Source organism: Myxosarcina sp. GI1(2024) (assembly GCF_053543375.1).
In genome coordinates this window covers 239,350-261,319 of record NZ_JBKGTY010000002.1, presented here as the reverse complement: position 1 = coordinate 261,319, position 21,970 = coordinate 239,350, and the positions used below count along the sequence as shown (strand labels likewise).

Sequence of the window (21,970 nt, the reverse complement as noted above, 5' to 3'; positions counted from 1 at the left end):
TTGACTATTAATAAAATTAAGAACCGATTTTTCTTTCTACTCTTTGTAAAGCCTTGATTACAGTTTCCCAATCTGGTTTTAAACTAAAGGCTTTTTGGTAGGCTTTTCTAGCTTCTCGATATTGTTGTAGTGATTCTTCGACTAAACCCTTACCATACCAAGCTTCATAAGAGTTACTATCCAACTCGATCGCTTTATTGTAAGATTGCAATGCTTCTGAATATTCACCTTGATTTTTTTTAGCATTGCCCATACCAATTATGGCTGGAAGATAATCTTCTTTAATAAGTAATGCCTGTTGATAAGCTTCGATCGCTCGCTGATAGTCTTTTTGCTGATAATGCAGCCTACCCAGGTTATTCCAGGGAACAAAACTTCTCTCAGCATCTAACTCGATCGCTTTTTGAAAATCAGCGATCGCCGCTCGATTATTTCCTATCTCAGCATATACTTCACCGCGATTGTTCCAAACCCAAGGAGAGTCGCTATTCAAAGCAAGCGCTCTATTGTAAGCATCTAAAGCCGCTTCGTAATGTTTGAGACTATCTAAAGCTAAAGCTTTACAGTTCCACAATCGATGACTTTGATAATATTTTAGAGCGTTACTACAGGTATCTATTACTGCTTCGTAGTTGTTTAACTGATTTAATGCCCGAGCTTTTTTCAACCATACTTGCTCGAAATTCTTGACTATGCCGCGGGTTTTGAGGAGTTTTTCCAAACCATTATCGTAATACTCGATCGCTTCTCTGTATTGTTTGGCTTCTAACTTAATGTCTCCTTTATAAAATTCTAAAATAGCTACTCGTTGCGCCCATTGAACTAGTCCAAACCAGGTTACTCCCGATAATACGGTAACGATTAAAATGTATTTCAACCAAGACCTAAAGCTCGATTTATCTTTGATTTTGTTTAAATCTCGAATCAGTTTGGTAGCTGAATGGTATCGCTTGCGTTTATCCAAACAAACCATTTTATTTAAAATTTCGGCAAACCTGGAATCAATCGAAGCCTGCTTTTGCCACAACATTTCCCCAGTGCGAGGATTTTTAGGCAAATTAGACGGCGCAACTCCTGTCAACAGATGAATAGCCGTCATACCCAAAGCATAGATGTCGCTGGCAAAAACTTTACTACCGGCAATTTGTTCGGGAGCAATGTAGTCTGTTTGACCGAGGGGAACCGCAGGCAAATCATTCCTAGAGAAAGGATGATGTCGCGATCTTGCCTCGAAACTCTCAAAGTCCGATAGATCTGAAGTTGTTGCTGTCGAATTGACTTGAGGATCTTCCTCAAAGGAGCGAAATAAATTCGCCTCAAACAACTCATTTTGTAATGCTCGCTGAGATAGCAAATCCCATTCTAAATACCCATCGTCTGGTCGGACCGCCCGCTTGGCGAAGTTCCAAAATTCGTGTCCTTTGTGGAAGTTAGTCCTGCTGGAGTGAGGCGGTTGTTTTGAAGATGCAAATTCTGAGGAAACTTCATCGCGAGACCGATGTTTTCCCCTGGCATCGAGGTCTAACCTTAGATTGGGTTTCTTTGCCTGGGTTTTATCTCTGTCTTGGGGAATTAAACTCTGGTTACCTGGAAATAAATTGAGAACTTCATGAATCGAGCCAAAATCCATTAGTATTAGTTTGCCGTCACTACTGCGTTGGATCAGGCTTGCAGGGTTGATATTACCATGAATGATATTTTGTTGATGAATGGTCGCTAAAATTTCAGCAGCATCGATTATCAGGTCGATAATTTCTGTTTCTGACACTTTCTGCTGGCGAGCGATTATTTCTTCTAAAGATTCACCCTCCACATATTCTTGAATTAAATATAAATTTTGGCGATCGGTTAAATATTCGATAATTTTAGGAACTCTTGCTAGATCTTCTAACTTGGCTAGATTGGCTATTTCGCAATCTATCTGCTCGAGTGCGGAGTTCCAATTAATCAAAGGCTTTTGAGGCTGCAAAATTTCTAAGTTATATAGAGACGGATTATCTGGTTCTAAATTTCTAACTAGATAAGAGTAAACTCCGTGTCTACTACCTAAATACTCATTAATGTAATAATGTTCGGCAAGAATTTTTCCTACCGCTAACATCGGTTTTAAATCTTGTAATACTTTATTTGCGCTATGATAGCGATCTGCTATTTTAGGCGCGGTCATCCGCTCGATAACTGTCGTTAGTGCTTTACCGATGGTAATTTCATCTCGCCAGTTAGGTGTTTCCTGAGTTTCTGAAAATTCCCATTCAATGGGCGACCGCCCAGTTAAAGCAAAGATGGCGGTTTTGCCCAAAGCATAGAGGTCGCTACTATAGATTGGCTTACCGTGGTGCTGTTCCGGAGGCATATAGCCGGGGGTACCAATAATCTGAGTTTCAATCGGCTTGTGATGGGAATCAAACGAAAGAGTGCCAATTTCTTTAACTGCGCCAAAATCAATCAAGGTAAATTTTCCATCTTTCCTGCGCCTAATTAAGTTGGAGGGCTTGATATCGCGATGAATTACTCCCTGTTGGTGTACGAAACTTAGTATTTTTAAAACTTCAATTAGAAACTCCACTACTTCAGGTTCTGTCAAAACCTGTCGTTGAACCTCTTGCTCTAACTCTTCTCCTTCGATAAACTCTAAGACTAAGTAAAACTGTTTGTTTTCTTCAAAATGAGCCAAGAGTTGGGGAATGCGATCGTGATTTCCTAACCACCGTAAAACCGTTGCTTCTGTGGTCAAACGTTCTTTGGCATTAGCCCACACGACAGGACTATTAATTCTCGGTTGTAGCTGTTTGACCACACATCTAGTTTTAGTTTTCGACTTTTGGTCGATCGCCAGATATGTCGTAGCAAATCCACCGCTACCAATCTCTCTAAGGATAGAGTATCTTTCTCGTAATAAATCTCCCGATCTCAAGATTTTATAGCCACTGTCGTTCCCAAGCTCTGTATTAGACTCTTGGGTATGAGATATTGGAATAGTAAAGTCTGAGTCTGACATAACTTGACATAAAAGTTTAAACTGTAGCGAAAATCGGCTAACGCTTCAAGATCGATGTATCTTACAAAACATTATCTATCCAATTCAATTGATTTTATAATTATTGTATAATTAAAAACCACTTAAAGAAAAAATCAAATCAATCGATTTGACAATTAAAACCTTCCCCTTTTTACCCCAAAAAAAATTCAAGTTTCAATGAACTTTTTTCGCCAATATATAACTCCTTTAATTGTAGTAGCAATTTTCTTGTTAGCATTAGTAGTAGTGAGCGCACGTATTTTTTTGCCATCCGATATGGCTGCACCCGCACCGGTGGCTAGTGAAGCAGCCGTTTTATTCAAAGTTTAACTCTATTTGCCTTTCTCTACTGGCTCGTTCCGTAGTAAATAATATCGGTTTGATTTAGGAGAAATTAACTAAAAGATCGCAAAAATAGCTTAATACTTCTAGCTAACCTACTAAATTGCGCCTTTAGCTCATTACATAATCCAGTTATCATTCAAAATGTAACTAGGAAGCAAATTGGAAAAAACTCTCGCTCCAAAATTAGTAGATCTTAATTGAAGGAAACAAAACCGCAGAATCGGATGCTCTTCGCTGGTTTAGATACCGAATTACCCATTTTGAGACACTCGAATTCTTCTGATGAGGTTTTCGTCTGATATCGAATCTTGGGGAAAGGCTGCGCCACAGCACAGGGCACTATTCGAAAAAAACTTCCTCAGTCGGATCGACGACAGTACGAGTTCATATCCGAATATTGGCAGTAAAATCCGTTCTGAGCATTGGTTAATATTTGAGAAATTGCCGCGAATGAGATAAATTAAGCAATTATGCAAGATGACGAATTGAGCCTACTATCAACTGAAGAACTCACCAGTCCGCTTGATGAGATGGAGTCCGCTGCCTCTGAAGCTGAAGTTCCACCTCCCGATCCCGAACAAATGCTCGAGCTACTACAATCTTCCCAAGCATCGCAAAGAACGATCGCTGCTAGGGCTTTTTGCGAATTAGAAGACCGACGCTCAATTGCCCTTTTGATTGAATTGCTCAAAGATGACTGCCCTTTAGTCAGAGTCAGTACTGCCTATGCCTTGGGAAGAAATACTTCATCTGAGGCAGTAGAGCCTCTAATCGACTTGTTGCGCGAAGACTGGAATGGATACGTGCGTAAAGGTATAGTTTGGGCATTAGGTAATAGTCGCGATCGCCGGGCGCTGCAACCACTGATCCATACTCTCAAAACTGATATTTCGGCGGTGCGACTTTGGGCAGCTAGTGCTTTGGCGCAAATAGCTACCATAGAATACGAGGATGTAATTACTGCCATGCCACCTTTAATTGAAGCTTTGAGAAGAGATAGCATAGCAGCGGTAAGAAGCAACTGTGCTTGGGCAATCGGGCAGTTATGTCGCGAACTTCCCTCTAATGTAGTTTATGCTACGGCGATCGATGCACTAATTGAAGCGTTGGTAGAAGATGACGATTATGGTGTCAAAGACGACGCTAGAACCGCTATTCTCAAGGTCGGCGATCCTCAAGGTTTACAAACTATTGAAGAGTTAGAGTTTGAAGGATTAATTTAATCTGATTATTACATTTACATGACCAAACCTTTAATTGTTGGGGTTAGCGGTGCTTCTGGACTAATCTATGCCGTACGCGCCCTCAAATTTCTCTTAGCCGCAGATTATGAAATCGAGCTTGTCGCCTCAAGGGCTTCATACATGGTGTGGCAAGCTGAAAACCAAATTCGAATGCCGGTAGATTCTCAACAGCAGGCAGATTTTTGGCGAGCTAGAGCGGATGTAAGCGCTCGCGGCAAACTACGCTGTCATCACTGGGGTGATTTAGGAGCTAATCTTGCCAGTGGCTCATTTAGAACTTTGGGTATGGTTATAATACCCTGCAGCATGAGTACGGTAGCCAAAATAGCTAATGGTTTGAGCGGCGATTTGCTCGAACGAGCTGCTGATGTTCAAATTAAAGAAGCTAAACCCCTCATCGTCGTACCCAGAGAAACACCTTTTAGTTTAATTCATCTGCGTAACCTAACTACCTTAGCCGAGGCAGGAGTCAAAATCGTTCCTGCCATTCCCGCTTGGTATCATCATCCTCAAACCATTGAAGATTTAGTCGATTTTGTCGTCGCTCGTACCCTAGACGTGTTAGATATCGATTGCGTTCCTTTGAAACGTTGGCAAGCAGATTAATTGTTTCTTTGGAGATGGTAACCAACTCGGCAGTAAAATAACAGCATGATAATTTCCGGCACAATCAATCAAAATTTATGAATCGCTTCAAATTGCTACTGCTGTTGTTGTTGGCGATCGCCTTTGGCGTTTTATGGCTCCAAAATCGACAACCTCTATCTCTAAAGTTACTCTGCCCGGATACCGCTACTTCCTGTTGGTATCGAACGCCCTCATTGCCTTTAGCTTTATGGATTGCTTTGTTTGTCCTAGGAGGTGTTCTTAGTAGTTTAATCTGGCAATCTTTAAATAGTTTTGCTTACGCTTCTAGAAGAAAGAGTGGCTATACTCCCGCTGAATTCCCAGAAGAACCCAGTACTGGAGAAGGGAACTTTACTACACCATCAACCTTCGCCAGTAGTACTGAGGCTGAGAATACAGCAACCACCTCATCCTCCTATGAAGTCGAGCGAGAACCAGAAACCATTCGTCGTTCTGGCTCTACCTATTCCTATAAATTTAAAGATAAAGCTAAGAGGGATCGGACTGACGAATCAGTAGCAGGAGAACCAGACAACCAGAAACATGAAGACGATGAAGATTGGATCTAGGCTTTACTGTTTATTGTCGTAATTTATGAGTATTTTGTTGGTAAGAATGTTTCTCGGGATTCTTGTTTAACTCTACCGAGCATAGCTTCACGCTGCAGAGCGAGAAAAGCCTCTAAATCCTCTAACTCGTATTTACCCTTAAGCATGATTCTCAGCTTTTCTTCTGCTTCAATAGTCAAGTATCCTGTCTTCAAAGCCTGACTGACAATTTCTCTAATCATTGTTGAAATATCGCTTTTACTTTAACTAGTCTTAAAATAATCGACCGAAAACTAACAAATTTAGCAAAAAATACCTATAAATTGACCGTTCTTAGCTCAAAATACCTTCTTGTCGTGTTTTGTGACCTCGCCAAAAAAAATTTTGTAGTTTTACCTCATAAATCTTAATTTATAACCAACGATTTCTCTGTAATTTCGATCGCAAAATATTTTTTTGATGAAGTTTGACAGTAACCGAGTGACAACCTTAAGTAACCTTATCGTCTTTTTTAAATAGTTAAGATAAAAATTTATTGTTTAAATTATAAACAAAGAACACTGGATCTAGTTGAAAACCCGTAGATGAACAATAAAATTTAATAGATCGCTGACATTAAGACATAGTGGTGTTTCTTTCAAAAAACGATCGAGGTAAAAACATTCTCAAGAATTAAAATGAATAATTTACTCCAAGGAGTTAACGTCTATCTAATTGGCATGATGGGAACGGGTAAAACTACGGTAGGCAAACATTTAGCTAGCAAACTAAATTACCGTTTTATCGATATGGATACAGTCGTGGTCCAAGTAGCAGGGCGATCGATTGCCGAAATATTTGCCACTGAAGGTGAACCATATTTTCGAGAACTAGAAACTCAGATTTTAGCCGAATCATCTCTCTACACCAGATGCGTTATATCCACTGGAGGAGGAGTTATCGAACAACCGTTCAACTGGAGCTACTTACATCATGGGTTAGTTGTTTGGCTAGATACCGATTTAGCAATTTTGCAGAATCGTCTGGCGGCAGATGACAGTAGACCTTTAGCCGGGCAATTAAAAACTTTGTTTGCAGCTCGTCGACCCCTATATGCTCAAGCCGATCTTAGATTAGAAATTGCCACAGAAAAATCTCCAGAAACAATAACTGCCGAGATTATCAATATCATTCCCAAAATCTTCAAGCCATCAGTTGCAAGGGAATAGCTCCAGCTAGTTTTAGTAGCCAAAGATACAGCAAGCTTACCGCCTTGAGATTGATAAAAGATAAGTTAACAATCTGATTGAATATGGCTATCGAAAGCGAATACATTAAAGAAACAGAAGCTACCCGCGTCCGGGTACTTAGCGAAGCTCTTCCCTACATTCAAAAGTTCGCAAATCGAACGCTTGTAATCAAGTACGGTGGCGCGGCCATGAAAGATAAAAATCTCAAAGCGGGCGTAATCCGCGATATTGTATTTTTATCCTGCGTGGGAGTGCGTCCCGTAGTAGTCCACGGTGGGGGTCCAGAAATTAATAGCTGGCTGAGTAAATTAAACATCGAACCTCAGTTTAAAGACGGCTTGCGCGTTACCGATGCCGACACTATGGATGTAGTAGAGATGGTTTTAGTAGGAAGAGTAAATAAAGAATTAGTCTCTTTGATCAATCGAGCGGGAACTCCTGCTGTAGGACTTTGTGGCAAAGACGCCAACTTAATTAAAGCTCGCCCCGTAGGTAGAGAGGGTGTGGGTTTTGTCGGGGAAGTAACCAATATAGATACGGGATTGGTCGAATCTTTGGTTAATAGCGGCTACGTGCCCGTTATCTCTAGCGTCGCTGCTGACGACAATGGACAGGCATACAATATCAATGCCGATACAGTTGCCGGGGAAATAGCTGCGGCTTTACAGGCAGAAAAACTAATTCTATTAACCGATACTCCAGGTATTTTAGAAGACTACCACGACCCTTCGACCTTACTGACTAAACTAGACATTCAAAAAGCCAGAAACCTGATCGATCGCGGCATCGTATCGGGAGGTATGATTCCTAAAGTTAACTGTTGCGTTCGCTCTCTAGCCCAAGGAGTTAGAGCCGCCCACATCTTAGACGGTCGCCTACCGCACTCTTTACTACTGGAAATTCTGACCGATGAGGGTATCGGTTCGATGATCGTTGCTTCGGAGTACCGAATCTGAGATCTGATTAGGGACGAATAACTCTGACGCGCTCGCCTCGGCGACTGACGGAGTATTTATCTATATTGTCTGGATTGATGATAATTATCGTGGTATCACCTCTAGAAGGTCTACTTCGACGATAATAAATAGCGGTGACGAAAACGGCGATTGAGGTCGTAGCCGCGATAGTAATCTCTGTAGCTGCTTCTGTCTCGCGGTAGAGAAATATGTCTTCCGGGAAGAGGAGTTATATTTAAAGGAGTAGGGGCGATCGCTCTACTACGAACTTGGGCAAGTTGTTGGGGAATTTCGGGAAGGGCATTTGCTGGCAGGGTGGTACTTAAAAATGCCCCAAAAGTGAGCATACAACCGCCTATCACTTGATGCCAATTAGCTTTATGCTTGTGTTTATCGAGCATGATTTATATTTATAAAAATTATCGAATCAAAATCTTAATCTTCTAAGATTAAATTAGGTCAGAAAGACTTCCCGTATAACGACGGAGCTGCCTCTGACTTTCGTAGTTACCATGGTATATAGATCTAGTGACGACAGATAATCGAGAAAAGTTTCGCCTCAAATTTCAGGCAGGTAAACAAGCTTTAGAAAGAGGAAAATATCGTCTAAGCGTAGAAAATTTAAAAGCTGCTACAGAATTAGTCGCTCCTACTTCGCCTCAAGGTGGAGAAGCGCAAATTTGGTTGGTTACTGCATATCAAGCCGCCAACTTAATTACCGAGGCAGTAGCCTTGGCTAAGCAATTGACAAATCATCCCGATGCCGAGACTCGCGAGCGAGCCAAGCGTTTGCTCTACATAATTCAAGCACCGCAGCTATCGAGACCCAAAGAATGGATGAGCGAAATCCCCGAGCTTGCTAGTACAGAAAGCAGCATAGCTAAGTACGTTACGGCAAAAACCCAAAATAACGCTCGCAACATCGATCGAACTGAGACAAAAGTAGATTTATCCAGGGTAGATACTCAAGATAATCAATTTGTCTGGTTTGCCTTACTAATAACTATACTGACCGTCGGCGGTCTGTTTTGGTTTGCTAATTAATCGCCAGGCAACTAAAGCGACATCGAGTCAAATATCGAGGATTTTCTGCCACTATTAGGCTAAATTGACATTTTTACCAACGAAACGAGCTTAGGTATCTCTTTTCCGGTCAGACAACGCCAGTGACAGGCAAATAAATTGGGTTGTTGAGTTCTTAAAGTCACTAGAGCAGGAGCGGCAGGGAAAGGCCAAAAGCGATCGAAGACAATTTCGCCACCATACAAACTAAACTGTAATAAATAAACTGCCGGAGGAGCAGATAGAGAGCTAAGTAATTCATCAGCTAGACGGTGAAGCGATTTGTAGTGACGCCTATGTAGCTCTACAGGCTGTTCGTATGAGTTAGGCATTTCTCCTTCACCAATTATTTCACCATACATAGTCTCGTGTGGTGTCAGAATTACTGGTAACCATAAATGGCCCAACCAAGAATCTCCAACGCTGGTTTTAAATCCTAGTTTTTGTTCTACCCAAAGCCGACGCTCGCCAATATTCTTACAGGCGATAAATGTTTGGCGAGCGGGAAAGTCAAAGTATTCTGGTAATTGGATTGTCAGAGGACAATAGGTAATTGACGCATCTTCGGCAGTTGGTTTAAACGAATTCGACCATAAAGTAGCGGCTGATATTACCTCTACCATTGTCGAGTCCGAATCTTCGGCGATGCTTTGTTTTAAAGCTTCGACCATTTTTTGTGTTACTGGAGAAACAGCAAAAAGCTGTCCTTGTTCGTTAACCTCAGCGTTGATAATGATGACGACTTTTTTCATTCCCCTTCTATAATTGTAAAATCTTGCCATAAATGTATTGGAGCAAACACTGAACTCGAGCTTTTATAGAACTCAAAATTCAATATCAGAACTCTTTAGTATTTGTTAGTTGTTGCCATAGCAAAGCTTTGAGATTGTATTGTAGGGCATAGTTAAATAGTTTATGAGCTATAGATTGCAGACCCATGAATGTTCTGGACTTACGAAACGAAGCTTAATTTTAGGGCTATCGAACATAGTCGAACACAATTATAAAATACACTTATGAAGTTCTGAAGCGATCGCACTGCCCGACATTGTGAAAAAATTGTAAAAAGATTTGCTTCAATTTTTTTTTAACCATTCGGAGTTTCTAACAATATTCATCATAGTTGTTTCTGGGCTTGGTTTTCAACAAATCAAACAAAATTATTACGTTTTATTTGCTAGAAGTAAGATTAAAATACAGAGCTTATTGGTTTAAATTCGGTCGGCTTCAATCGCGCCAAAATAAAACTACGGGGTCTTTCCAACTAAAATATCAATAAGAGCAAATGTGGTTTTGGCGAATTAAGGGTTTTTATACTAAAAAATACGCAACAATGTTTATTTAACAACCATTAATCCATAATCGAACATGGATTTACTCGAATATCAAGCCAAAGAGTTATTTCGCAGAGTCGGTATTCCCACATTACCCTCTCAGACCATCGCCGAACCCAGACAAATTAAGCAGTTACGTATTCCCTATCCAGTAGTATTAAAGTCTCAAGTACGAGCGGGAGGAAGAGGTAAAGCAGGAGGGGTACGCTTTGTTGCCAATACCATCGACGCGATCGCTGCTGCGAGATCGATTTTTAATTTATCGATTTTGCGAGAATATCCCGAAGTTATCCTGGCAGAAGCCCACTATAATGCCGAGCGGGAATTTTTTCTAGCGGTTGTCTTGGACTACAACCTAAAATGTCCCGTATTGCTTGGTTCGGCATACGGAGGAATGAATCTCGAACCTTTACTGGCAAATTTACAACAGGTAGCGATCGATGCTGAATTTTCTTCGTTTTATGCTCGTCGTTTGGCTGCCAAAATGGGACTGACGGGTGAGTTAATTCCATCTGTCAGTCATATAATCGAGAATATGTACCGTCTGTTTATTGCCAAAGATCTCGAATCAATTGAGATCAATCCCTTGGGGGTTAACAGTCAAGGAAAGTTAATGGCATTAGATGGCAAAATTACCGTTAACGATTCGGCCTTAGGAAGACATCCAGACATTATCAGTCTGATTAATCTCGATCGCCAGGCAGTATCTGCTCTTTGCGCTCAGTCTCCTCAACAACGCCTACACCAATCGAACCTGCGCTGGCTCAATTGGCAAGAGCCAAATGACAAAATTGGTATCATTAGCAATAGCTTCGATTCGATCCTCTTGGTTTGGGATTCCCTCTGTCAAAGTAAAGTACAACCTGCTTGTGGAGTAGTCATCGAACCAGAACCAAATGCTACTAAAGTGGATACAAGACAACTGGAACTTTCCCTTAACGAACTAGTATCCAGTAATAAAATCCAAGTTATTTTGGTCAATATTTGGGAAACGGTAATAACTAGTTCCGAAATTGTCCAAGCGATCGCCAGTTGCTACGGTAAACAGGGTCAGCTTTTGTCTGAAGCATCATCGATTAAATTCGTGCTGCGGTTGCTAAACTGCGAAAATGTCGAAGCTCTCCACCATGTGATACCTACAGGAACTATCTATCTGACAACTAGTTTGGAGGAGACCATATCCCGAACCATTGCTTTAGTAGGAAAATAAATAGCGAGCCTAAAGTCAAAGCAATCGGTAGGGTGACGGGCGATCGCGCTTATTAAAATTTTTGTTTGAATAAATTTTACTACTATGAATTGGTCATTTTCTCAGCGCAGTCAGGTCATCGTTCAAGGAATTGGCGAACCAGGAATTAGCGATTGTGCTATGAAGCTCAAAGCTTACGGAACCAATATCGTAGCTGGTGTCAGTCCGGGCAAAAGTCAAACTAAACTGGGGAACATTCCCGTTTTCGATTTAGTAGAAATGGTGGTTACGGAAATGGGAGCAATAGAAACGAGTTTGATTTTCGTTCCTCCCTATCAAGTGCTCGATGCTGGACTTGAAGCAATTGCTGCAGGAATTCGCCATTTAATCATTTTTACTACAGGTGTGCCTCCGTTAGATACTATTGCTCTAATAAAGTACGCCAAATCTAATTGCGTCTCTATCTTAGGACCAGGTAGTCGAGGTTTGATTATTCCCGAGGGAGTTTGGTTGGGAACGCTGCAACCTAAATTCTATCAACCTGGAAAGGTGGGTTTGATTGGCATTAGCCCATACTTAAGCTATGAAGTAGCTTGGGAGTTAAATCAAGCTCAAATAGGACAGTCAATTGTAGTTTGTTTGGGAGAAGACAAAATTTTGGGTTCGAATCTAAATCGATGGTTGAGTTTTCTAGATTCCGATGCCAATACTCAGGCAATCGTTTTATTAGGGCGAACCCCCATCGAAGTCGAGGAGGTATTGACTTGCCAACGCCACAATGACTCTAATAAACCATTAATTATTTATTTGGCTGGACTGCAAGCACCTCAAGAAAAATTACTGCGCAATGCCGTGACGATTATTACCAACCATTTGTCTTCCTCAGTTCCAGCACTCGATACCAACACGCGTATCATTCATCAACTAAAACAGGCGGGAATGCAAATTGCTCGCAAACCCTGTGAAATTCCGCTAATACTCAAAGATACTCTATTTAACTAATTAATTAAGTTTTTTGCCTTTTCAGCAGCAATCTGTGTAGCCGACCCACATTTAGTAGTTAATGAGTTAGCTTATACCTAATTTAACTCAATTTAATTTTGCCAAATTAAATCAAAAGTTATACGTCTATTTTCGCTTTTTTTGACAAGATGCTACCATTAAGACGCGCTAGGGCTTAGGGCATTTTTTTGAATTCGTTTTTAACTTGTTAAAATCCCAGCCTTAACCTGGCATCTAAACCTGAAAGCGTAGTGCTATACATCCTACAAAACTCTTCTTACTACTACTCAGTTACACACGCTAAAATAAATAAAATAATGAAACAATGAAACAAAAAAACTACTGCAGTTTTTGGAGTGTGCTTCATTTTTTAATACTTATTAATATTTGGTTATATCCTGCGGTCGCTAAACAAAATCCTCTCTTAGCTGCCGAGAAAATCAAATTGATTTATGGACCTTTTAATGGCAAAATCTCAGTTGAGTGTTTGAAAACTTATGCTGATACTGGAGAAATAACCCGAGAATTTCGCCTTTATGCCAGATTCATCGACAAACAAACTTTAAGAAAATTACGCTTTTGGCTACAAAGAAGTTTTAACAGCGATCGTGTCGAGTTATATAAATATACTCAAACAACAGAAGGAGAAAAGTTTCTTCAACAATTAGGAACTGCAGTAAAAACCCATCCTCAGCGCAATGGTTTTTATGCAATTCGTTCGGCTTTAATAGAAGCCGCTCCTAAACCTAGTAATACTCAAGGCTGGACGCTGATCGATGTCATGGAAAAATTTCCTACTAATAACCTTCAGATTAATACAGGTGAGTTGTTCAAACTCAATAAATTTTGGCAGCAAAATGCCGACACTACAGTTAATTTAAATTGAACGGAATATTTCAGTTTAAAGTCTAAACTAAAGCCTAGCAAGTACAAACTCCAAGAGTTATTTTCTCAAATTGTCTGCCAAACCTCATCTACTCTTTAGTTTTACATAATAAATCGCCGCCAACAGATCGAACTAACTATCAACTAGACCGATCTAAATTATTATTCCAAAATATATTAATGTCTTAATTTAATTGGTTAAATATTACGCTGGCGATCGCCTCAGCTAATCTTTTTTCTCGAGCCTCTATCCTCCCGCCCCTACACCCTACTATAATCACTTTCGATGCCATAATAGCGAGGAAGCACAAAAGAAGCAGATGCGAATTTTATTTGTAGCAGCAGAGGTCGCACCTATAGCCAAAGTGGGTGGAATGGGAGATGTAGTTGGTGCGCTGCCCAGAATGTTGCGGAAATTAGGTCACGATGTCCGCATTTTTATGCCCTACTACGGCTTTCTTAACCAAACGATACAGCTTCCTAGTGAGCCAATTTGGTGGGGATACGCCATGTTTAATAGTTTTGCCATCTATGAAACCGTACTGCCAGATACCGATGTGCCTCTCTATTTATTCGGTCATCCTGCTTTCGACCCCCATCGTATTTATGCAGGGGAAGATGAAGCATGGCGATTTACCTTTTTTGCCAATGGTGCGGCGGAGTTTTGCTGGAATTACTGGAAACCAGAAATCGTTCACTGTCATGACTGGCATACAGGAATGATTCCCGTCTGGATGCATCAATCCCCCGAGATTACTAGCGTATTCACCATTCACAACCTAGCTTATCAAGGACCGTGGCGATGGTATTTAGAGCGAATCACCTGGTGTCCTTGGTACATGGAAGGTCACAATACCATGGCGGCTGCGGTTCAGTTCGCCGATCGCGTCAATACAGTTTCTCCTACCTACGCCCAACAAATTCAAACTGCAGAATACGGCGAAAAGTTAGAGGGTTTACTTTCGTTTATTAGCGGTAAAATTTCTGGTATTCTCAATGGCATTGATGTGGAGGTTTACGATCCAGCCACGGATAAATGTCTTCAGCAGAATTTTACTGCCGAGCTGTTGGAAAAACGCAGCCCTAATAAAGCTGCACTGCAGAAAGAATTAGGTTTAAATGTCAACGAAGATGCGCTGCTCATGGGTGTAGTCTCTCGACTAGTCGAACAAAAAGGAATCGGTCTACTCTTGCAAATTTTAGACCGCTTTATGGCTTACAGTAACGCTCAATTAGTAGTTTTGGGTACGGGCGATCGCAATTTGGAAACTCAGTTATGGCAGACTGCAACTCGTTTTCCAGGTCGAATGTCGGTTCAGCTACTATATAGCGACGCTCTCTCGAGAAGAATCTACGGTGGTTGTGATGTATTTTTAATGCCTTCAAAATTCGAACCATGTGGCATTAGTCAGATGTTAGCCATGCGCTATGGCTGCATTCCCATTGTCAGACGTACGGGTGGCTTGGTAGATACCGTATCCCATCACGATCCGATTCGCGAGGCGGGGACTGGTTACTGCTTCGATCGCTACGAACCTTTAGATCTTTACACCTGCATGGTTAGAGCTTGGGAAGGGTTTCAATATAAAGATAAATGGCGAGAATTACAGCAACGAGCCATGAAGCAAGACTTTAGCTGGCTGCGATCGACTATAGAATACATCAAGCTATACAAACAAGTCACGGGACAGGGGAGCGAGCTTACCTCAGAAGAGCGAGAAAAATTTGCAGCTTTGGCTGCTATAGGAGGGTACGATTCTACCGAATAAAGTTAGTGCAGTCAGAGTTTACAAGCCACTTTCGCGCATCGCTTGTAAATAGTCAATCGCCGCATCTAACTGAGAATCATAGGAATAAGCAAATTCTTCAAACCACCTACCCTCTTCCGAATCGAAATCGAGATTTTGCAACCATTGCCGAGCTTTTTCTTTTAAAGCTGCTTTGCGTCTCAATTCTCTGTGTTCTGCTCTTTTTTTTGCCGCTGTTTCTGCCTCTTGCTGTTGTCGAGCGGCAGCTTGTCTTTCTCTAAATTGCTGTTGTTGCCGTAGTTCTTCATAAAATTCACCTCGATCCACTGCCTTGGTTTCTGAAACCGAAGGTTCGTGGTGGTTTATCGATGCTCTCTCGACGGTACTTGGTTTAGTTTCTGCCTCGATTTCACTTTTGACATCTGCGAGTAATTCATCGAATTCCGATTTTTCAGCATCAGTCGTTGGCGATGAGGATTTTGGCGGTGGCGTAGACTGAGATTTAGCTCTAGTTGCTTTTTGTTTGGGTTGGTATTCTGCTTTTAACTGAGCTAACAGTTCGTCCATTTCATTCGCCATAACCGCCTCTCGATTTCAGTATCTACTTCTAGCTAAGATTTAGGCAATCTCAGTTTTTATTATAAAACTCAAATCGTTACTGCTTCCAGACTATGCAGCTTCGATCGCCTCTGCCAGAGGTTTCCAGTTAACATAGCGATCGCCACCCATTTCTAAAACCACTTTGATTCGCGGTTCTATTTTTGGTAGATCGACCAAATATTCGATCTCTTGACGGGACAAAATTTGCCCTTCGATAATCCATAACACTAATCCTTTAGCATTAGCTGGCAAACTTGCCAATTCATAACTAGCAATTGGCGGTACGAAAAAAATATCTCCTACCGCAGCATTTTGCCCGATATCTTTTTTGCCCAAGTGAGGCGGACGAACGCCATGAAAACTGGTTAAATATGCCGCTGGATCTCCCAAACCTCTGGCAGTAAGATTAATCGTATGATAGCCATAAGTTCGCAACCTTCTTTGGTAGCGTCCTTCTGCCCCTCCTTCTAAAGGCACGTATAAACTTAAGGCACCGACTCGTTCGAGTGCGCGAATAAATGATTTACCAGTAGTAATTAATGCCATAGTTTCCTCTAATAGATATTGCTTGCCCAAGAAAAATTTATCTAAATTATATTTGATTCACGGTAAGAAACCCGAGCCACCGCAATTTTTGCTCTTCAATTGCTTTAAAGTCTGGGCTTTTTACGAGCCTGTGAATAAAAATTTTTTATTTCCTTGCCAACTAAAGTATAAATCCTGTATAGTAAATGATTGTGGCTTATTGCCTGTTTGAGTCTCGTAACTCGTCGATGACTTTTAGCAGCAAAAAGCGATAGCTCTGATGCGATTTGGGTAATTTTATTAAGCATCAGATTTTAATCTAAAATCTGATTGCTGTAGAAATTACATCTTCTGCCTCTTTAAAAGATACTGAAGAAAAAAATTCTTTAAGTCTTTGAAGGCTAAAGGCAGCAACAACCACCCTCAAATAGAAGTGGTATTTTCTGAGTCTATAGAGGTGGTAAATCTTAAAAAACAACACTAAATATATATATTTACTGCTATGTATTTAACTCGCTAGTGGTGCAAATCCAGTCTGGCTGCTTTTTTCTGTCAAACCGAGCGACTGCGATCGAGTTGAGTGGCTGTTTTTTATCAATTAAAAATGTTAATCGAAGTCAGCATCTTGCGACTTAATTAATTTTAATCAACGTAGTTTAACGATAGAGAGGAGAAAATCCGTGTCTGTTGGCATTCTTGGCACAAAACTAGGCATGACCCAAATTTTCGATCGCGAAACCGGGGCAGCTATCCCCGTAACTGTGGTTCAGGCAGGACCTTGTGTCGTAACTCAAATCAAAACCCAAGAAACCGATGGCTATAGTTCGGTTCAAATTGGCTATCAAGAAGTTAAAGAAAAAGCTTTAACCAAGCCAGAACTCGGACATCTCCGCAAAGCTGGAGTAGCACCATTACGCCATCTCAAAGAATATCGAACTGAATCTACTTTAGAGTACGAACTAGGTCAAACTCTCGACATCGCGGCGATTTTTAGTACTGAAATTAAAGTTGACGTGACTGGTAATACTATCGGTCGCGGTTTTGCTGGCTATCAGAAAAGACATAATTTCCGACGAGGTTCGATGTCTCACGGTTCTAAAAATCATCGTGCTCCTGGTTCGACTGGAGCGGGTACCACTCCAGGAAGGGTCTATCCAGGAAAAAAGATGGCAGGAAGATATGGCGCCAGCCAAATAACTATTCGGAAATTGCAGGTAGTAAAAGTAGATTCCGAACAAAATTTACTGTTGCTTGGAGGTTCGGTACCGGGAAAACCAGGAAGCTTACTCAGCATTGCTCCGAGCTAGGCGCTCTTAACTAGGTAGAGCGCCAATAGCGATGTCGTTGCAAATATTTATTAGATAACTATGGTTAATTGTGTAGTCAAAAATTGGCAAGGGGAAAATGTCGGAGAGACTACCCTAGAACTAAAGATTGCCAAAGCCGAAAATGCCGAGCACATCGTTCATCGAGCCTTGGTCAGACAAATGAATAATGCTCGCCAGGGAACGGCTTCGAGTAAAACCAGAGCCGAAGTTCGTGGCGGGGGACGCAAACCTTGGCGTCAAAAAGGAACGGGACGCGCTCGAGCTGGTTCGAGCCGTTCGCCCTTGTGGCGGGGAGGTGGAGTCATCTTCGGACCCAAACCCAGAGACTTGAGCCTCAAGATGAATCGCAAAGAGCGTCGTTTGGCATTGAGAACGGCACTAGACTCTCGGCTAGAGGATACGGTTGCCGTAGAAAACTTTGCCGACCAGCTAGATCGACCCAAAACCAAAGAAATAATTGCCGCTTTAGAACGCTGGGAAATCGACAGCGAACGCAAAATATTGCTAATTATGCGAGAAATTCCCGAAAATATCTATTTATCGACCAGAAATATCAGCAATTTAAAAGTTATTAAAGCGACAAATTTGAATATTTACGACCTCTTGCAAGCAAGCAAAATTGTCGTGACTACTGACGCTTTAGAACAAATCGAGGAGGTATACGGTGATTAAAAATTACGATCCTAGAGATTTAGCCGATCTAATCCTCAAGCCAATTATTACCGAAAAGGCAACGATTCAGATGGAGCTTGGCAAGTACGTTTTTGACGTTTTGCCTAAAGCTACCAAGCCCGAAATTAAAGCAGCCATCGAAAGTTTATTTGATGTCACCGTGGTCAAAGTCAATACGTTGACTTTACCCCGTAAAAAACGTCGGGTAGGTAGGTTTATTGGCTACAAACCTCAGTACAAGAGGGCGATTGTCACTTTAAAAGAAGGAGATTCAATCGTTCTGTTCCCCGATGTCTAAATTTTAATCAAATTAGCCAAGCTCGGTTTTAAACCAAGCCTTAGCAAACCTTTAAAGTAAGAGCCAACTATGGGTACTCGTTCTTTTCGACCATATACACCAGGAACCCGCCAAGCGGTCATTTCCGATTTTGCCGATATTACCAAAAGCAAACCAGAAAAATCTCTAACTAAATACAAGCATCGTAAAAAAGGACGCAATAATCGCGGCGTAATTACCAGTCGCCGTCGCGGTGGAGGTCACAAACGCCTGTATAGAGTTATCGATTTTCGACGCGACAAACGCAATATTCCCGGTGAAGTCATCGCCATCGAATACGACCCCAACCGTAATGCTCGCATTGCCCTAGTGCAGTATGAAGATGGCGAAAAGCGTTATATTCTTGCTGCGGTTGGTATGAAAGTAGGCACCCCAATTCTTGCCAGTCCCAACGCTCCTATTGAAGTAGGAAATGCCTTACCGTTAGATAATATTCCCTTAGGAGAAACTATTCACAATATCGAATTAGTAGCAGGAAGAGGCGGTCAAATCGTACGTGCTGCTGGCACTGCAGCCAAATTGATGGCAAAAGAAGGAGGGTATGTAACTATTGGACTTCCCTCCAAAGAAGTCAGAATGGTTCGCAAAGAATGTTACGCCACCATCGGACAGGTAGGTAATGTCGAAGCTAGAAACCTCAAATTAGGTAAAGCAGGTAAATCTCGTCACCTCGGTAGAAGACCCCAAGTAAGAGGTAGCGTGATGAACCCCGTCGATCACCCTCATGGTGGTGGAGAAGGACGCGCTCCAATTGGCAGAAGCGGTCCCGTTACACCTTGGGGAAAACCAACTCTGGGTTTAAAAACTCGCAAGAAGAAAAAAGTAAGCGACAAATTAATCGTGCGTCGCCGTCGTTAATAGCTAATAACCGCATCCTGAGATTACTGATATGAGCCGTTCTCTAAAAAAAGGACCATTTATAGCCGATAGTTTACTTAGCAAAATAGAAAAGTTAAATGCGACCAATAAAAAAGAAGTGATCAAAACTTGGTCGCGCTCTTCTACAATTCTGCCCCAGATGGTCGGTCATACGATCGCCGTTCATAATGGTCGCCAGCACATTCCCGTCTTTATTAGCGATCAAATGGTCGGTCACAAACTAGGCGAATTTGCCCCGACTCGTACCTTTAGAGGTCATGCCAAAGGCGACAAAAAAGGCAGACGCTAAAATCGATCGTCATTTTTATTTTATAAATCTCAAATATAAAAACTCATGGCAGTAGATACCAACAATGAAGTTAAGGCGATCGCCCGCTATATTCGGATGTCGCCATTTAAGGTTAGGCGAGTCCTAGACCAAATTCGAGGTCGTCAATATCGAGAAGCTCTAATTATTCTCGAATTTATGCCCTATAAAGCCTGTGAACCAGTGCTCAAGACCCTGCGTTCTGCCGTAGCTAACGCCGAGCACAATAACGGACTAGACCCTGCAAGTTTGGTAATCAGTCAGGCTTATGCCGATGGCGGCCCCGTTCTCAAACGCTATCGTCCCAGAGCACAAGGTCGAGCTTATCAAATTCGCAAGCCGACCTGTCATATTACCGTAGCAGTGGCTCCCGACGTGACGGAATAGCTAGAGGCGATCGCTACTAGAAACTAACTATCAAACCAACTATGAGGAAACATTAGTGGGACAAAAGATACATCCAACAGGCTTTCGGTTGGGAATTACCAAAGAACATCAATCTCGGTGGTATGCCGACACCAAACGCTATCCCGAATTATTACAAGAAGACCACTTAATCAGAGAGCATATAAGTAAAGAACTCAGTAACGCGGGAATTTCTCAAATCAAAATCGAACGTAAAGCCGATCAAATCGATCTCGGCATTCATACCGCTCGTCCTGGAGTAGTTGTCGGTCGTGGTGGTTCGGGGATCGAAAAACTGCGTACCGAACTACAGGCAGCCGTCAGTAACAATCGCCAGATTCGCATTAATGTTATCGAAGTTCCCCGAGTCGATGCCGATGCTGCCCTAATTGCTGAATATATTACCCAGCAGCTAGAGCGCCGAGTTTCTTTTCGCCGCGTCGTGCGTCAGGCAATCCAGAGAGCACAAAGAGCTGAAGTTAAGGGAATTAAAATTCAAATTGGCGGTCGCTTAAACGGTGCAGAAATTGCTCGTACCGAATGGGTGCGGGAAGGAAGAGTCCCCCTACACACCTTACGAGCGGATATCGATTACGCCTACCGTACGGCTTTAACTATCTACGGGATTTTGGGAGTTAAAGTTTGGATTTTTAAAGGAGAAATTATTCCCGGACAGGAAGAAGCAACAGCAGCAGTTCCCAGCCAAGCACCTCGCCGGCAGCGTCGTCGCCAAAAATTTGAAGACCGTTCGGAATAATTTTTAATCGTACGAATTTAAAATATTATGCTCAGTCCTAGAAGAACCAAATTTCGCAAACAGCATCGCGGTCGCATGAGAGGTATGGCTCAACGAGGCAATACTTTAAACTTTGGCGACTTTGGACTCCAAGCCACCGAACCATCCTGGATTACTTCCCGCCAAATTGAAGCTGCTAGACGAGCGATGACTCGCTATATCAAAAGGGGCGGTAAAATTTGGATTCGGATTTTTCCCGATAAGCCAGTAACCATGCGTCCTGCCGAAACTCGTATGGGTTCGGGTAAAGGTAACCCCGAATTTTGGGTGGCAGTGGTCAAACCAGGAAGAATCATGTTTGAAATGGCGGGAGTGGCAGAACCAATTGCCAGAGAAGCAATGCGTCTAGCCGCTCAAAAGCTACCTATTAAAACCAAGTTTATCAACCGCGAGGAGGAATTTTAGTCGTGGCTCTACCCAAAATAACCGATGCCAGAAACTTGAGCGATGAAGAGCTGGCAGAAGAAATTTTAACCGTAAAGCGAGAGTTATTTCAGTTGAGATTAGAACAGGCAACTCGTCGCCTGGAAAAACCCCATTTGTTCAAACACAGCAAACATCGACTCGCTCAATTACTAACCGTAGAACGAGAGCGAGAACTAGCAGCCGCTCGAGCCGAATCTGAAACAGAATCGACCGCTGCCACTCAAACAACATCAGCAACAGCAGAAGAATAGCTTAAATTATGGCAACCAAAGAAAGAGTAGGAGAAGTAGTTAGCGACAAAATGGACAAAACCATTGTCGTCGCCATCGAAAACCGCTCTCCCCATCCTAAATACGGCAAAATCGTGGTCAGAACCAAAAAATACAAGGTTCACGACGCTGAGAATCAGTGTAAAGTTGGAGACCGCGTTCGCATCCACGAAACTAGACCCCTCAGCCGTACCAAACGCTGGACATTAGCAGAAGTTATAGAAACCAGAAATTAATA

The 21,970-nt window shown here is 42.0% G+C and carries 27 protein-coding genes; 21 read left to right on the top strand and 6 right to left on the bottom strand.

Annotated features, from left to right (window positions below; genetic code table 11):
• Nucleotides 1-16: 16 nt before the first annotated feature.
• On the bottom strand, nucleotides 17-2,998 hold the full coding sequence (locus ACLFKQ_RS10280) for a protein kinase domain-containing protein (protein ID WP_448999733.1): 2,982 nt from the start codon (nucleotides 2,996-2,998) through the stop codon (nucleotides 17-19).
• A 198-nt stretch (nucleotides 2,999-3,196) separates the two neighbouring features.
• On the opposite strand from ACLFKQ_RS10280, the gene ACLFKQ_RS10275 reads away from it, so the two are divergent.
• From ACLFKQ_RS10275 to ACLFKQ_RS10260, 4 genes are all read left to right on the top strand, one after another.
• Nucleotides 3,197-3,349: a hypothetical protein gene (locus ACLFKQ_RS10275; protein WP_448999732.1), complete on the top strand. Its 153-nt coding sequence runs from the start codon at nucleotides 3,197-3,199 to the stop codon at nucleotides 3,347-3,349.
• A gap of 485 nt (nucleotides 3,350-3,834) precedes the next feature.
• Nucleotides 3,835-4,587, top strand: coding sequence for a HEAT repeat domain-containing protein (locus ACLFKQ_RS10270; protein WP_448999731.1), 753 nt, complete (start codon nucleotides 3,835-3,837; stop codon nucleotides 4,585-4,587).
• Between the two features lie 18 nt (nucleotides 4,588-4,605).
• Nucleotides 4,606-5,214, top strand: a complete 609-nt coding sequence (locus ACLFKQ_RS10265) for a flavin prenyltransferase UbiX (protein ID WP_448999730.1) — start codon at nucleotides 4,606-4,608, stop codon at nucleotides 5,212-5,214.
• Between the two features lie 77 nt (nucleotides 5,215-5,291).
• Complete coding sequence (locus ACLFKQ_RS10260) at nucleotides 5,292-5,804, top strand: hypothetical protein (RefSeq protein WP_448999729.1); 513 nt, start codon at nucleotides 5,292-5,294, stop codon at nucleotides 5,802-5,804.
• A 23-nt stretch (nucleotides 5,805-5,827) separates the two neighbouring features.
• Here ACLFKQ_RS10260 and ACLFKQ_RS10255 read toward each other — a convergent pair whose 3' ends face one another.
• Entirely contained in the window at nucleotides 5,828-6,025 is a 198-nt protein-coding gene (locus tag ACLFKQ_RS10255; protein WP_448999728.1) for a hypothetical protein, read from the bottom strand.
• 435 nt (nucleotides 6,026-6,460) lie between these two features.
• On the opposite strand from ACLFKQ_RS10255, the gene ACLFKQ_RS10250 reads away from it, so the two are divergent.
• On the top strand, nucleotides 6,461-6,991 hold the full coding sequence (locus ACLFKQ_RS10250; protein ID WP_448999727.1) for a shikimate kinase: 531 nt from the start codon (nucleotides 6,461-6,463) through the stop codon (nucleotides 6,989-6,991).
• 83 nt (nucleotides 6,992-7,074) lie between these two features.
• Complete coding sequence (gene argB, locus ACLFKQ_RS10245) at nucleotides 7,075-7,968, top strand: acetylglutamate kinase (protein ID WP_448999726.1); 894 nt, start codon at nucleotides 7,075-7,077, stop codon at nucleotides 7,966-7,968.
• Nucleotides 7,969-8,078: 110 nt separating this feature from the next.
• Here argB and ACLFKQ_RS10240 read toward each other — a convergent pair whose 3' ends face one another.
• Nucleotides 8,079-8,369 carry a hypothetical protein gene (locus tag ACLFKQ_RS10240; RefSeq protein WP_448999725.1) on the bottom strand — a complete coding sequence of 97 codons (291 nt, stop codon included), beginning with the start codon at nucleotides 8,367-8,369 and terminating at the stop codon, nucleotides 8,079-8,081.
• A 127-nt stretch (nucleotides 8,370-8,496) separates the two neighbouring features.
• On the opposite strand from ACLFKQ_RS10240, the gene ACLFKQ_RS10235 reads away from it, so the two are divergent.
• Nucleotides 8,497-9,012 (top strand): tetratricopeptide repeat protein, encoded by a 516-nt coding sequence (locus ACLFKQ_RS10235; protein ID WP_448999724.1) that lies wholly within the window; start codon nucleotides 8,497-8,499, stop codon nucleotides 9,010-9,012.
• A gap of 59 nt (nucleotides 9,013-9,071) precedes the next feature.
• On the opposite strand, the gene ACLFKQ_RS10230 is transcribed toward ACLFKQ_RS10235, so the two are convergent.
• Complete coding sequence (locus ACLFKQ_RS10230) at nucleotides 9,072-9,782, bottom strand: hypothetical protein (RefSeq protein WP_448999723.1); 711 nt, start codon at nucleotides 9,780-9,782, stop codon at nucleotides 9,072-9,074.
• A gap of 616 nt (nucleotides 9,783-10,398) precedes the next feature.
• Between ACLFKQ_RS10230 and ACLFKQ_RS10225 the strand changes: the two genes are divergently transcribed.
• The 4 genes from ACLFKQ_RS10225 (at nucleotide 10,399) to glgA (ending at nucleotide 15,209) form a co-directional block, all read left to right on the top strand.
• Nucleotides 10,399-11,574: an ATP-grasp domain-containing protein gene (locus ACLFKQ_RS10225; protein WP_448999722.1), complete on the top strand. Its 1,176-nt coding sequence runs from the start codon at nucleotides 10,399-10,401 to the stop codon at nucleotides 11,572-11,574.
• Between the two features lie 84 nt (nucleotides 11,575-11,658).
• On the top strand, nucleotides 11,659-12,555 hold the full coding sequence (locus ACLFKQ_RS10220) for a succinate--CoA ligase subunit alpha (RefSeq protein WP_448999721.1): 897 nt from the start codon (nucleotides 11,659-11,661) through the stop codon (nucleotides 12,553-12,555).
• Between the two features lie 325 nt (nucleotides 12,556-12,880).
• Nucleotides 12,881-13,441 carry an alpha/beta hydrolase gene (locus ACLFKQ_RS10215; protein WP_448999720.1) on the top strand — a complete coding sequence of 187 codons (561 nt, stop codon included), beginning with the start codon at nucleotides 12,881-12,883 and terminating at the stop codon, nucleotides 13,439-13,441.
• Nucleotides 13,442-13,760: 319 nt separating this feature from the next.
• Complete coding sequence (glgA, locus tag ACLFKQ_RS10210; RefSeq protein WP_448999719.1) at nucleotides 13,761-15,209, top strand: glycogen synthase GlgA; 1,449 nt, start codon at nucleotides 13,761-13,763, stop codon at nucleotides 15,207-15,209.
• Between the two features lie 18 nt (nucleotides 15,210-15,227).
• On the opposite strand, the gene ACLFKQ_RS10205 is transcribed toward glgA, so the two are convergent.
• Together ACLFKQ_RS10205 and ndhN are read right to left on the bottom strand one after the other, a co-directional pair.
• A complete protein-coding gene (locus ACLFKQ_RS10205) occupies nucleotides 15,228-15,767 on the bottom strand; it encodes a salt stress protein, Slr1339 family (RefSeq protein ID WP_448999718.1) in 540 nt (179 codons plus the stop codon).
• Between the two features lie 90 nt (nucleotides 15,768-15,857).
• On the bottom strand, nucleotides 15,858-16,334 hold the full coding sequence (ndhN, locus tag ACLFKQ_RS10200) for an NAD(P)H-quinone oxidoreductase subunit N (RefSeq protein ID WP_448999717.1): 477 nt from the start codon (nucleotides 16,332-16,334) through the stop codon (nucleotides 15,858-15,860).
• 659 nt (nucleotides 16,335-16,993) lie between these two features.
• Here ndhN and rplC point away from each other — a divergent pair.
• The 10 genes from rplC to rpsQ all read left to right on the top strand — a co-directional run bounded on the left by rplC (nucleotide 16,994) and on the right by rpsQ (nucleotide 21,968).
• A complete protein-coding gene (gene rplC / locus ACLFKQ_RS10195; RefSeq protein WP_448999716.1) occupies nucleotides 16,994-17,620 on the top strand; it encodes a 50S ribosomal protein L3 in 627 nt (208 codons plus the stop codon).
• 60 nt (nucleotides 17,621-17,680) lie between these two features.
• Nucleotides 17,681-18,313, top strand: coding sequence for a 50S ribosomal protein L4 (gene rplD / locus ACLFKQ_RS10190; protein WP_448999715.1), 633 nt, complete (start codon nucleotides 17,681-17,683; stop codon nucleotides 18,311-18,313).
• Nucleotides 18,309-18,611, top strand: a complete 303-nt coding sequence (locus ACLFKQ_RS10185; RefSeq protein WP_449000328.1) for a 50S ribosomal protein L23 — start codon at nucleotides 18,309-18,311, stop codon at nucleotides 18,609-18,611. The genes rplD and ACLFKQ_RS10185 overlap by 5 nt, the downstream gene beginning before the upstream one ends.
• A gap of 69 nt (nucleotides 18,612-18,680) precedes the next feature.
• Nucleotides 18,681-19,508 (top strand): 50S ribosomal protein L2, encoded by an 828-nt coding sequence (rplB, locus tag ACLFKQ_RS10180; RefSeq protein ID WP_448999714.1) that lies wholly within the window; start codon nucleotides 18,681-18,683, stop codon nucleotides 19,506-19,508.
• 31 nt (nucleotides 19,509-19,539) lie between these two features.
• Complete coding sequence (rpsS, locus tag ACLFKQ_RS10175) at nucleotides 19,540-19,818, top strand: 30S ribosomal protein S19 (RefSeq protein WP_448999713.1); 279 nt, start codon at nucleotides 19,540-19,542, stop codon at nucleotides 19,816-19,818.
• Nucleotides 19,819-19,863: 45 nt separating this feature from the next.
• A complete protein-coding gene (gene rplV / locus ACLFKQ_RS10170) occupies nucleotides 19,864-20,223 on the top strand; it encodes a 50S ribosomal protein L22 (protein WP_448999712.1) in 360 nt (119 codons plus the stop codon).
• 55 nt (nucleotides 20,224-20,278) lie between these two features.
• The gene (gene rpsC / locus ACLFKQ_RS10165) at nucleotides 20,279-20,998 is read left to right on the top strand and encodes a 30S ribosomal protein S3 (RefSeq protein ID WP_448999711.1); all 720 of its coding nucleotides are present in this window, start codon (nucleotides 20,279-20,281) and stop codon (nucleotides 20,996-20,998) included.
• Nucleotides 20,999-21,025: 27 nt separating this feature from the next.
• On the top strand, nucleotides 21,026-21,442 hold the full coding sequence (rplP, locus tag ACLFKQ_RS10160) for a 50S ribosomal protein L16 (protein ID WP_448999710.1): 417 nt from the start codon (nucleotides 21,026-21,028) through the stop codon (nucleotides 21,440-21,442).
• 2 nt (nucleotides 21,443-21,444) lie between these two features.
• A complete protein-coding gene (gene rpmC / locus ACLFKQ_RS10155; RefSeq protein WP_448999709.1) occupies nucleotides 21,445-21,714 on the top strand; it encodes a 50S ribosomal protein L29 in 270 nt (89 codons plus the stop codon).
• 8 nt (nucleotides 21,715-21,722) lie between these two features.
• Nucleotides 21,723-21,968: a 30S ribosomal protein S17 gene (gene rpsQ, locus ACLFKQ_RS10150; protein ID WP_448999708.1), complete on the top strand. Its 246-nt coding sequence runs from the start codon at nucleotides 21,723-21,725 to the stop codon at nucleotides 21,966-21,968.
• Nucleotides 21,969-21,970: the final 2 nt, after the last annotated feature.